The 12232-nt window shown below is 42.2% G+C and carries 13 protein-coding genes; 11 read left to right on the forward strand and 2 right to left on the reverse strand.

From position 1 onward, the window contains the following. The first annotated feature begins 242 nt into the window (after window positions 1-242). Window positions 243-953 carry an SAM-dependent methyltransferase gene (locus NSS82_RS13150; protein WP_076272848.1) on the forward strand — a complete coding sequence of 237 codons (711 nt, stop codon included), beginning with the start codon at window positions 243-245 and terminating at the stop codon, window positions 951-953. Between the two features lie 74 nt (window positions 954-1027). Here the strand turns inward: NSS82_RS13150 and NSS82_RS13155 are convergent, their stop codons facing one another. Further along, window positions 1028-2242: an MFS transporter gene (locus tag NSS82_RS13155; protein WP_038574369.1), complete on the reverse strand. Its 1215-nt coding sequence runs from the start codon at window positions 2240-2242 to the stop codon at window positions 1028-1030. 174 nt (window positions 2243-2416) lie between these two features. On the opposite strand from NSS82_RS13155, the gene NSS82_RS13160 reads away from it, so the two are divergent. From NSS82_RS13160 to NSS82_RS13190, 7 genes are all read left to right on the forward strand, one after another. Next, entirely contained in the window at window positions 2417-2578 is a 162-nt protein-coding gene (locus NSS82_RS13160; protein WP_155288118.1) for a hypothetical protein, read from the forward strand. Then, on the forward strand, window positions 2575-3537 hold the full coding sequence (locus tag NSS82_RS13165; protein ID WP_076272849.1) for a phosphotransferase enzyme family protein: 963 nt from the start codon (window positions 2575-2577) through the stop codon (window positions 3535-3537). The genes NSS82_RS13160 and NSS82_RS13165 overlap by 4 nt, the downstream gene beginning before the upstream one ends. 60 nt (window positions 3538-3597) lie before the next feature. Continuing rightward, window positions 3598-4083: a DUF3888 domain-containing protein gene (locus NSS82_RS13170; RefSeq protein WP_143761271.1), complete on the forward strand. Its 486-nt coding sequence runs from the start codon at window positions 3598-3600 to the stop codon at window positions 4081-4083. Between the two features lie 932 nt (window positions 4084-5015). Beyond that, on the forward strand, window positions 5016-5354 hold the full coding sequence (locus NSS82_RS13175) for a hypothetical protein (protein WP_254924697.1): 339 nt from the start codon (window positions 5016-5018) through the stop codon (window positions 5352-5354). Then, window positions 5355-6497 carry a DNA polymerase III subunit beta gene (gene dnaN, locus NSS82_RS13180; RefSeq protein ID WP_076272850.1) on the forward strand — a complete coding sequence of 381 codons (1143 nt, stop codon included), beginning with the start codon at window positions 5355-5357 and terminating at the stop codon, window positions 6495-6497. Between the two features lie 567 nt (window positions 6498-7064). Further along, window positions 7065-7949: an EFR1 family ferrodoxin gene (locus NSS82_RS13185; protein ID WP_038570079.1), complete on the forward strand. Its 885-nt coding sequence runs from the start codon at window positions 7065-7067 to the stop codon at window positions 7947-7949. A gap of 3 nt (window positions 7950-7952) precedes the next feature. Continuing rightward, window positions 7953-8573, forward strand: coding sequence for a hypothetical protein (locus tag NSS82_RS13190; protein WP_051491419.1), 621 nt, complete (start codon window positions 7953-7955; stop codon window positions 8571-8573). A gap of 111 nt (window positions 8574-8684) precedes the next feature. Here NSS82_RS13190 and NSS82_RS13195 read toward each other — a convergent pair whose 3' ends face one another. Next, complete coding sequence (locus tag NSS82_RS13195; RefSeq protein ID WP_036685885.1) at window positions 8685-9302, reverse strand: nitroreductase family protein; 618 nt, start codon at window positions 9300-9302, stop codon at window positions 8685-8687. Window positions 9303-9523: 221 nt separating this feature from the next. Here NSS82_RS13195 and NSS82_RS13200 point away from each other — a divergent pair, with 221 nt between their 5' ends. From NSS82_RS13200 to NSS82_RS13210, 3 genes are all read left to right on the forward strand, one after another. Next, complete coding sequence (locus NSS82_RS13200) at window positions 9524-10366, forward strand: DUF2785 domain-containing protein (RefSeq protein WP_076272870.1); 843 nt, start codon at window positions 9524-9526, stop codon at window positions 10364-10366. 200 nt (window positions 10367-10566) lie between these two features. Further along, the gene (locus NSS82_RS13205) at window positions 10567-11010 is read left to right on the forward strand and encodes a DUF1641 domain-containing protein (protein ID WP_036685888.1); all 444 of its coding nucleotides are present in this window, start codon (window positions 10567-10569) and stop codon (window positions 11008-11010) included. Between the two features lie 40 nt (window positions 11011-11050). Continuing rightward, a complete protein-coding gene (locus NSS82_RS13210; RefSeq protein ID WP_036685891.1) occupies window positions 11051-12229 on the forward strand; it encodes an NAD(P)/FAD-dependent oxidoreductase in 1179 nt (392 codons plus the stop codon). Window positions 12230-12232: the final 3 nt, after the last annotated feature.

Genomic DNA, 12232 nt, shown 5'->3' on the forward strand with positions numbered 1-12232 from the left:
CTTGTACGTTTGAACCCTATTATAGATACACTGATCTTTACAGAACCTTTTGAAAGCTTCATGGTTGATGTAAATAATCCGAGATGGGGAACCAATAGTGCGTTAATCAGCGTCAGATTCCCAACTTATATTATTCATTTTGGAACGTTTTTGATTTTGGGGATTCTAATTGATTACCTTATTCGTATATTAAAACAGAAGTAGAAGTGTAAATGAGCCTAGAAGAGGAAAGGTGAGCTGAGATGAGCGGAGCAAAGGGAAAGCTTGATTTGGAGAGAATTGTTTTTATTGGCAGGACCTATGAGGAATATTTACGTATGTTTGATTTGCTGGAATCAGATCTCATCGGCCAGAGAATTCTGGATTGTCCTGCGGGTGCTTGTTCTTTTACAGCAATAGCGAATCAGTTGGGTGGTGATGTAACGGCTGCCGATATTGCTTACTATTACTCTGAAGATGAGCTGGCAGACAAAGGGGTTCAAGATATTGCGCATGCGATGTCCGGAATGGAAAAAGTACAGGATAACTTCGTTTGGAACTACTTTAAATCAATCGAGGGCCTGACCGAAGCTAGGAACGCAGCTTTAACCGCCAGCACTAAAGATCGAAGACAAACCCCGGAGCGTTATGTTCCTGTGGTACTTCCGGATCTGCCATTTGCGGATGAAGCATTTGATCTGACATTATCTGCTCACTTTCTATTTATGTACAGCGATCGGCTGGACTATGAATTTCATCTAAAGACTATTAAGAAACTAATGCGGGTGACGAGAGGCGAGCTTCGAATCTTTCCACTAGTCGACCTTTCTTGTAAAAGGTATGAGCATTTAGACCGCCTTATTGATGATTTGGTAAGGCAAGGATTTACTGCAGAGGAACTAGAGGTTCCTTATGAATTTCAAAAAGGTGCAAAGCAGATGTTGAAGATTAGAAGAGCAGAATTGTTCCTCTGAAATATAAAACGAGGGTGCCTCAAGCCATGAGACTTTGGGAGCGCCCTCGTTTTTTGTATAAATATCTATAAAGCTTACGCCACAGTTTCTTTCCGTTCTGCTACAAAACAAGCTATGCCTAATACCAGACCAAGGCCCACTAGAACCGCACCGACCCAAGGAAGCGAAGTGATCGCTAAATGAGAAATGACCCAACCGCCAATAAAGGCACCCGTTGCGTTACCGAGATTCCCGGCGGAGTGGCTGGTCGTTGAGGCAAGTGCAGGGGCTGCCTGAGCCAGACTCATAATCCGTATTTGCAGACCTGGCATGACCGCAAAGGACACCATACCCCAGAAAAATATTGTGATTACCGCAGCTATTGGGCTATGCATCGTGAAGGAAAAGATCGTTAGAATCATACTGACTGCAAAATAAAGTCCCACGATAGAAGGCATCAGCTTCCAATCCGCAAGCTTTCCGCCAACGATGTTCCCGATGGTCACCCCACAGCCGAATAAGACTAGAATCCAAGTCACACTATGTTCAGCAAAACCAGTCACTTCTTCAAGCAGTGGAGTAATATATGTGAACACGGTGAACAAGCTGGCGTTCCCTAACGCCCCGATCAATAAGAATAGTAGCAGCTTTGGATTAGCCAGCGCAGCAATCTGCTGGATAACACTCGCTGGTTTCTCTTGTTTAAGCTTTGGAATAAAAATGAGAATACCGATCAGCGCGGCGACTCCCATGACAGCAATCGCTGCAAATGAGGCCCGCCAGCCCATACTTTGTCCAATAAATGTCCCTAGAGGAACTCCGACAATATTGGCTATCGTTAAACCTGCCATCATAATAGATACGGCTCCGGCCCGCTTATTGGGTTGTACAAGATTGGATGCGATGACTGCGCCAACCCCAAAAAAAGTACCATGAGTTAAAGCTGTAATTATACGAGCTACCATGAGAACGGTATAGTTGGGTGCAAACACAGAGATTCCGTTGCCCAGTATAAAAAGAATCATGAGAAGACATAACAGTTTCTTTTGTGGAATGCGTTGCGTGAGAATGGTCAGGATGGGTGCGCCAACGGCCACTCCAAGTGCGTACATTGTAATGAGTTGGCCAGCAGTCGAAATACTAACCTGTAAATCGTTGGCGACATTTGGTAAAATACCCATAATAACAAACTCAGTCATACCAATCGCAAAAGCGCCTACCGTAAGAGAAAGTATAGAGATGGGAAAGGGCTCTTTCCCTGCTCGTTCTTTGCGTGTTTGTGCCTTGTTAAGGTTTGGAATTGCGTTCATGATGCCGATGTTCAACCTTTCTTCTGCCTGTAATGAAGCTCCACCTTGGTTAAGATGATAGATCCGACATGTAAGTATTGCTTTTCTATTATTTAGTTTTCTGAAAATATTTTCAAGATAAATATTTTTTCAGATAGTTTTCATTTTTATAGATCATTGAAGGGATGGTTATTTATGAATGTTGAAGGCCAAGTCCAAGTACTTGAATTGCCGGAAATGAAGCAAGAATTTAATAACAGTTTGCAGAGTAATGATCTTGGATTGGATATAGAAATCTATCAAATTGCGAACCCTTCCTGGCCCGATGAGGCTGAAGTGTTCCTTCCTTTGCGATGAGAAAAAATTATAAGCAGGCAGCTTTAATGGCGCTTCAGAACTTTGACCTGGATTGGACGCAGATTCGTTTTAACCAGCTGTCGGATACCTGTACCTTTGTAATCGAAACTAATAAAGAGGGAACTTTTTTACTGCGCCTTCATTCGGGGAGATCTAAAGAGGAAATCAACTCCGAAATCGCGTGGCTGGAGCTTTTGAAGAGCAAAATTGATGTCCCCCTGCCAAAAGGTATTCACGATCGCACAGGTGCTGTAACGTTCAGAGTGGAACAGGGAAATGGAGAAGGTGTGTATGCCTCTTTAATGCGTTGGGTTGAAGGGGAACATGCGAATGAAAGACTTACCGAAGAACAAATTTACAAAGAAGGCGTTCTATTAGCCAAGCTGCATAAGGCGGCACAGGAGCTGGAGTTACCCTCTGGCTTTAATCGTCCTGTTTGGGATGAGCATAGCTTTCGAAAGGCAATGCTTCGTTTAAAGCTGCATTATCATTGTTTTCTTACGGATGATGAGTTTGTGCTGTATCAGTCGGCAGCTGAAAAATTATACAACTGGTTAAGCAAGCAGCATAAAAATAAGAACAGAAGGTCTTATGGCGTTATCCATGGAGATTTACATCAAGGCAACATCATATTTAAAGAGGGCGAACCTCGGCCGATTGATTTTGGAAGATGTGGTTGGGGTTATTATCTTTATGACGTTGCACATACCCTTCTTGGACTGTATCCATTGCAAAGAGAAGGGGTCATTAAGGGGTACGAAAGTATCGCCAAGCTCGATGGGGAGTGGGTTCAGACTTTAGAGAATTTTACGGTCATGGTTATGATCGAAAATTATTGCCATCACGTATCCGATCCTAGGGAAACTGAGGGTCTAAAAGCAGAACAGCCCTATGCGCTAGCGATCCTGAGAAACTATCTTAAGGGAGAACCCTTTCTTTTTGACAGGATTGAGATTTAACGTATAAAAATGGGGTCTCTTTGGGGAATTTATATAAAGTTCCCTAAGGAGGCTATTGTGATGAAAAAAAGCTGGATTGCTCCCCTTCTTGTCGCAGTGATGCTTGTTCTGACGCCACAACCTTGCTCCGCTAGTAGGTTAATTCAACCTCAATCTATAACGCCCTCCAGGTCTGATTCGGGACTTCAACTGCCAGATCAAGATTCTCGCGAACTTAAGTTTCAAGACATGCTGATGTTATTTCTTTTACCCCATATTGAGAAAAAAATTGCAGATATTTATTCACCGCTTCTGCGAGAATCGCCAATGGTTTATCCTTACTTTGTGGATGTGACTGAGGTGAAGCGGCTCAATGGTTTCCGTGGGTTTGATTTCTTGATTACACTTAACGTATATCCTACAGTAGGTCCACATATTTCAGTTGGAGAAGATACCATGACTTTTAGGATCTCTCCTGGTCCTAAGGTGAAGCTTGAATCGTTCAAGCATCTAAAAGACCCCCAAAAGTCAGACTTCCCACCAAATTATCAGAACATCCTGAGATAGTGTAGTTTAGGTAAGGCGGGCGGAAGAGTAGATGTTAATATGTGCCGCGCGTTGAGTTATGAGGCGAGCTATTTTTACATGAGTAGGGAGTTCTGCGGTAAAGGTAATGGGTTGAGTAGGGAAGGGAGTCTTAGGAGATGGTGAGTGAGAGGGGAGGAAGGTTGGGCTAGTGGCGTGATGAGGGTGAGTGAGAGGGGAATAAGGTTTGGTTAGCGGCATGATGAGGGGCAGTGAGAGGGGATGAAGGATGGGCTACTGGCGTGATGAGGGTGTGTATGTGAGGGGATAGAGGTTGGGTTAGTGGCATGATGAGGGTGTGTGAGAGGGAATGAAGGTTGGGCTAGTGGCGTGATGAGGGTGTGCGTGAGGGGATAGAAGTTGGGTTAGTGGCGTGATGAGGGTGTGTGAGAGGGAATGAAGGTTGGGCTAGTGGCGTGATGAGGGTGAGTGCGTGTGTCCGGGAGTGGGTAAACGGGATAGTTGCAGTTTATACACTTATTTGCAGGAGATAAGAAGCTTAGTCACTTTTAGTTGCATTTGGTGCAGTTAAAAGAAGTCTTTTCACACTAATTTGTTAATATCGTTGAATTTAGTTGCAGAGAATACACTTATTTCGCTCGGGCAGCACTATGTATTGTTTATAGTTGTATAAAGTGCAATTAACTCATACATTCACAAAAAAATTTAAGCAAAATAAAAAATCCATGGGTTAACGTTGCAATACCCAACTCATACCCAACTCATACCCAACGCATACCCAACTCATACCCAACGCATACCAAACTCATGCCTAGCCCACCACACACACTCCGATCTTTGGGGTGTTTTTTTTTGTGGTTAGACTTGTGGTGGATTAATGGCGATTATGGTATTATGAAATTAGTGAATGCATTGATTTGAGTTACTAAATTCAAATAAGGAGGTGCGAGGGATTGGGTGATCATAAATTTGAAGGCGAACACAAGGGAAGGAGCAGTATTAGCGAAATTAAAGATAAAGTCACTAGCGATAGCGCAAGTAACAACGAGGATAAAGTTAAAGTAGGTGTAGCTACTAAAGATGGGCAGTTGGGGTTTCTTTTTACAAGGGGAGGTCTTCGGGAGGGTGCGGGTAGAAAAAGCACTGGTGTAACTAAAAAGGTATCTTTGACGTTATCTGAGGACGTTTGGCAGGAGATAGAGCAGGCTTGTGCGGATCAGAACGCATCTCGCTCTCAAGTATTTCGGAACATTATTGAGGCGCATTTTGTAAAGGAATCTAAGGAGAGTTAGGTGAAGTCTTTGCTAATCCATGTATCAAAAGATTCTCTGAGTACCGCTTTACAGGCAGCATTAAAAGCCATATCCGCGAATAGTTCCTCACGTGTTCTATCTGGAATACTTATTCAAGCGCAAACTCAGGGTCTGATATTAACAGCCAGCAATATAAGAATGACCATTGAATATAAGCTCCCTGTAAAAATGGATTCGGTGGTTGTGCACAACACAGGTGAGATCGTAGTTCCCGCACGTTATTTTTATGAGATCATTCGTAAGCTTGATCCTGGACTAATTAGGCTGGAAATCGTAGAGTCATTGATATTAAATATTCAATCAGGGAACACTCAATTTCGTTTATGTGGAATGGATGCAGCAGAGTTTCCGAGAATCCAATACATAGATCATCCAAATATTCAAAGGATAAGCATGAAGAACATTCTCTTGAAGCAAATATTTAAAAGAGTGGTTTTTGCGGTCTCTTCATCGGAAACCAGACCTGTGCTTACAGGAGTTTTGCTTCAAATAGATAAGCGAAATATTCGTGTAGTCGCCACTGATGGCATCTGCTTCGCCCAGCATATTGTTGAAAGCATAGAAGATTACGGTGCAATTCCTTTAGATGTTGTAATCCCGGGCAGCAGCCTGGAGGATCTTTTAAAAATATTAAGCGATGATGCAGACAGCAGCACCGATTTAGAAATAGGCCCCAAGCAGATCAGATTTATTTCTAATGGATTGAGGGTTCAGTCTGCCCTTCTAGAAGGAACTTATCCCTCTGTCAATAATTTAATCCCAAAAGCGTATCTCTCCGAAGTGATTGTTAAGACAGACCGTTTGTTACATGTGGTTGAACGTATTTCTATATTGGCTGGTGAGAGTGTTATGCTCAGCGTACTTCCTTCTAACACGCTAAGTTTAGTGTCCAAGACTGCAGAAATTGGGGATGTAAAAGAAGAGATTCCTTTGGAACATCTAGAGGGTGATCATTTTCGAGTAGCCTTTAACGGAAAATATTTCAGGGACATCCTTCGGGCGATTGATAGTGAGACGCTTAGAATCAGGTTCGCGGGAAAAGAAAGACCGCTGGTGATCCTGCCTGTAGACGCATCTTCGTCCACACTTTTTTTAATTACTCCTGTGAGGACGCATGATTGAGGATATGTTAATTGCAGTATTTGAGTAGATTTGGGTGAATAGCTGCAACTGAGTCCGAGCAATTGCTGAAAAGAACGCCACCTGCCAAATCTGCTCCTAAACGTGCTAACCAGTGCTTAAACTAACTGTCTATGGCTCAACTTATCTACTCCGTGCGCGGAATTAGCTGCCTATTGCTCAACCTATCTACACCGTGCGGAATTAGCTACCTATAGCTCAACCTATCTACTCCGTGCACGAAATTAGTTACCTATAGCACAATCTATCCGCCTACGTCTCGAAACCAGTTACCTTTTGCTCGATCTAGATCGTAGCGGACCGTACTGCAGCTATTTCAGCATATGGGTTTATTTTGCGAAGGTTTCGGACTGTATAGCACCTATTGCCCTTGATTTACTCAGAAAAGGAGTACATTTGAGCGAATAGCTGCAACTGAGTCCGATAGTGTGGCAAAACGAGCGAAATTATGGAAATAAGAGCAACTGAGTCCGAAATAGCCCAAACCCACTTCAGCATCACAGCTTTCCCAGACGGGAATGAGGTATATTTGATCTGGGAGGGGATGGAATGCATAATGCAAAGACGGCCATATTTTATTTCTCAGGTACTGGCAATACGGAGATTATTGCTAAGCAATTTGCTGAAAGGCTAAGAAGTAAAGGGCAAGACGTAGATTTGTTTAGAGTGGAAGATATTATTAAAGGCACTCGTTCTGTAGAATATGAAGCCTATGATCTTATAGGTATTGGTCATCCGGTTCTAGGCTTTGGCGCTTCCGGTTTTGTTGAACATTTTGCAGATCAGCTGCCTGAATGTAATGGAACCCCGGCATTTGTATTCAAAACGGCATCCTCTCCACACTATATCAATAACGGTGCTTCGAATACGGTTCTTCGTTCTTTGCGTGGGAAGGGATATATCCCTTTTCACAATTCCATTTTGGCGATGCCATGTAATTTTTATATCAAATATGATGACAGGTTGAATAAGCAGTTGTACCAAGCCGCACAGCGTAAGGTGGAATTGTTTGCAGAGGAAATCGTAAACCGAACACCACGAAATCTGCCGATTCACCCTGTGTTGGAGCGGGTTCTGAGAACAGTATATTATTGTGAGGAACACCAAGGGGGAAAATACTTCGCAAAAGGATTGCGTACAACGGACGCTTGCACACTATGTTTAAAATGTGTCAGCAACTGTCCAACATCCAATATTAGTAGCGGCGTAGAAGGAATTGTTTTCAGTCAAAATTGTTTATTATGTATGCGTTGTGTTTATTCTTGTCCTCAGAAGGCAATCCAAGCGACACGACTGAAGGCTAGCGTAGTAGATCCCTATACTGGAGGTCCGAATCTTCATAAACTAATGAAGGATTCTGCGAATGATGGACGGTTTGTTACTCCCAAATCCAAGGGCTACTATAAGCATTTTATTAAGTATTTGGAGGAATGACATATGAATCTGTTTCGGATGGGATCTAAGCTACTGGGGATTGAGCGGATCAGCACATTTTTGGAGGATAATTATGTGAGTATCGGCTACCCCGGAATAGGGGATCTGGAGAATCTAAGCATAGAGGAACTTCGTGATCGATTAATCGGTACTTACCAATATAGTGAGCCGGAGCTTATGCAACATCTGCAAGCCCTTCAGCTATTTGTACATACGATGCAAGATGGAGATTATGTGCTGGTGGCCGATGGAGATTGGGTACATCTCGGAGACCTCGGAGATTATTTTTACAACGAGTTAAATGATAATGTTGACGAGGGTACATGCCATCGGCGTGGTGTAACGTGGTTGAAAAGTCTGCCGATTTCTGAACTAAACGCAGGCGTGCGGGAGTTATTTAACCAAAGTGCACCGGTTGTACAATTTAAGGGTCCAAAACCAAGTGCTCGCTTGGATCTGTGGATTACAGGTGTTTCTGCTAATGAACAAGAAGTGAATAGTCCGCTGGAATTGGATGAGGAGACGCTCTCTAAGGCGCTTAATATTTTGAAAGAAGCTTTGATTTGTGATGACTCCGAACGACGGGAACGAGCAGCGATTGCCATTTTACAATATGCGAAGTAGAGCACCTCTTCTATATCGGGCACACGGTTCATTATCTTCATGATGAGTTCCAATTAAAAAAACGTTCCACCCGCTACTTGCCTCGGATGGAACGTTTTGCTGTATCTATAATCAGATGAACTCAACGAATTCGTTGACTGGCTTACGGTAGCCGCGGGGTCTGATTTTATGTTTTTTGTCTTTGCCGATCGTGATCAGCATAACAGGTACCATATGATCCGGCAGATTCAAGGTGGATTGGATAACATCAGCATCGAAGCCGATCATCGGGCAGGTATCCCAGCCTTTATCTTTGGCGATCAGCATAAAGTGCATGGCCGAGAGAGAGGCATTACGTATTGCTTCATCTCTTTGAAAAGCATCCTTATCAATGTAAGCATTGTTAATCATCTCTATTTGCTCATCATATTCCTCTTGTGACATCGCTCCTAAAGCTTTAAGCCCGCCATAGATTTCTGGAGCCTGCTGATAAGCATGCTTATCTCCTAGCACTACAATAACTGCTGAAGCAGTATGGATTTTATATTGGCCGTAAGCCGCTTCGCGAATTTCTTCTTTTAAGCTCTCGTTAGATATCACTTTGTAATTTGTATGCTGTAGATTATAGGCCGATGGTGCCAATCTGGCGTAAGAGAACATTTCCTCTAATTCATTCTGAGGGATGGTGACCCCTTCCACAAAATTCATAGCGGATCTGCGGGACTGAATCAAGTCTGTAAAAGCGCTCATAAGTATTCCTCCGTTGTGTATGTATTCGGTTGTAAAATATAAACACCTGATATTTGTAAATGTACTAACTAAATGTTACTAACTCAAAATAACACAGCCTATAAAATTCGTCAATGATAAAATTTATTGAAGTTAATCTTGAATACCCTGTTGTCAAAAAATAGGACATAAATTAGGATATTAGGATATGTAAAAACACGGTGAATGAAAGGGTGGATAAATTGATTAATAGTAGAGAACGATTGATGATAGATTTACAAAGAATCGAAGAGAATGACTACGAGCTTAGAAGTGGACAGGACATAAAGGATTATGTGAAGTTGATGCTTGAGCATTTAGGAGATCCCGAGCCTGTGCTGCGTGATGAATTGATTTATTCCACATTCTACAAATGGATTAATGAGAAACATTGGTTTAATGATGCGGAGCTTCGTGAACTGCTGTGGATACTCCTTGACGAGCAGCATCTATTTTATCACATTGGGAACAAAGAAGATCAGACGGTGTATACAAGAACATTTTCTGTATTGGTTGTTGCTCTTATTCTCCAGCGGCATAGGGAAAAGGCTATATTGGATAGCTCTGAATTTACAAAGGTGAAGCAGGGTTTAATTCGTTATTATAAGGAAGAACGGGATTTAAGAGGTTATATGGAAAAAGAAGGCTGGGCACACGCAGCAGCCCATGGCGCAGACGCCTTGGATGAGCTGGTTTTATGCTCGGAGAGTGATGCCGAGGTGCGGGAAGAGGTTCTGACAGTTGTTCAAAAGATGCTTTATAACGATCAATACATATTCAGGGAGGAAGAAGATGAACGGATTGCTACTATTATAGTTACAATCATCGATCATCATTTACTTCCACAGCAGTCTATAACCGATTGGATTCTCAACTTGGCGCAATGTGGCAGTTGGCCTAGAAGCCACAGCCAGTACGTTACTCGAATAAATACAAAGAACTTCCTGCGTTCTCTTTATTTCAGGTTACTTCTAACAGAGAAGAATATGGACATTGTGGATGTTTTGTTGAAAACTGAGAAGAATTTGAATGAATTTGTACATTAATTCACTCAAACGGTTTTAATTAACACTGGTAATTTAAATAATTTATTATAATGTAATAAAAATCACAAAATTTTATGGAAATTCAAAAACTTTGTGACATTTATAACTTGATAAGTGCTATAATAGAAATATGGCGTTAAAAGTTCTTATGTTTTTCATTACTATTAAGCAGCAAAGCTTATTGCAGAGGAGATTTGGATATGTCAGAATCAATCACTCAAACACAACCTGAACAAGAATCACCAAAAGTAGCTGTTAGCAAGGAACAAATGGATGTTCTAGAGCAGCTCTTGAAACCAGAAGTTCAGGAATCATTAACAGTCTTGGTGGAACAGCTGCCAAAATTAACTGAGCTTGTTGGCGTGCTTACAAAGTCCTATGACTTTGTGCAAACTGTCGCAGCGGATGATGTCTTGAAAAGTGATACGGTAAGTGCAATTAAAGAACTTGCTGAACCTGTAGTGCATTCCGCGAAGAATATGGCAGCTACAGTGATCGAAGCAAAAGATCGTGCGAATGAAAGTAACGAAGTTATTGGTCTTTTTGGTCTTATGAAGTTGTTGAAAGATCCGCAAGCGCAAAAGCTTTTCCGTTTCGTAAATGCATACCTTCAAGTTGCTGGAGAACGCAGTAAGCAGAAATAATCATTTTCATATCTTATTCGTAAGGGACGGAGGAAACATCATGTCTAAACATATTGTCATTCTAGGAGCAGGTTATGGTGGTCTACTAAGCGCCTTAACCGTACGCAAGTATCTCAAAAAAGATGAAGCTAAAATTACTGTAGTTAATCAGTATCCTACCCACCAAATCATCACAGAATTGCATCGTCTTGCAGCAGGTAGTGTTGCAGAGGGTGCTGTTGCTATGCCTCTAACTAAGCTTTTCGCAGGTAAAGATATTGACCTGAAAATCGCGAAGGTTAATTCATTTTCTGTGGAGAACAAACAAATTGTTCTTTCTGATGGTGTGACACTTACTTATGATGCGCTTGTTGTAGGTCTTGGCAGCACTACAGCTTATTTTGGCATTCCAGGGCTTGAACAATACAGTATGGTATTGAAATCAGCTGCAGATGCTAACAAAATTCATCAACATATTGAAGATCGTATTCGTGAATATGCGAAATCGAAAAATGAAGCAGATGCAAACATCCTGATCGGTGGCGGCGGTTTAACCGGCGTTGAGCTTGTTGGTGAAATCGCGGATGTATTGCCTACACTTACTAAAAAATATGGCGTTGATCCTAAAGAAATTAAGCTTATGCTCGTTGAAGCAGGTCCTAAAATCCTTCCAGTATTGCCAGATGCATTGATCGAACGTGCTGTAGCAAGCTTGGAAAAACGTGGTGTTCAATTCTTGACAGGTCTTCCTGTTACGAATGTAGAAGGCAATGCGATTGACTTGAAAGACGGTCAAAAAATTATTGCTAACACGTTTGTATGGACTGGTGGCGTACAAGGAAATCCACTCATCGGCGAATCCGGTCTTGAAGTTAACCGCGGTCGTGCAACGGTGAATGAGTTCTTGCAATCCACTTCTCACAAAGATGTATTCGTTGCTGGTGACAGCGCGGTGGTCTTTGCAGAAGATGGACGTCCATACCCTCCAACTGCTCAAATCGCTTGGCAAATGGGTGAATTGATCGGATACAATCTGTATGCCTTCTTGAAAAATAAATCGTTTGAAAGCTTTAGCCCAATCAACTCTGGTACGCTTGCTAGCTTAGGCCGTAAAGACGGTGTAGCCATCGTTGGTGCAAGTTCTACTCCGTTAAAAGGCTTGCCTGCAACTCTGATGAAGGAAGCAAGTAATATTCGTTACTTGTCCCACATTAAAGGATTGTTCAGCCTAGCTTACTAATAT

Source organism: Paenibacillus sp. FSL H7-0735 (assembly GCF_038008505.1).
Lineage (GTDB): Bacteria > Bacillota > Bacilli > Paenibacillales > Paenibacillaceae > Paenibacillus_AQ > Paenibacillus_AQ odorifer.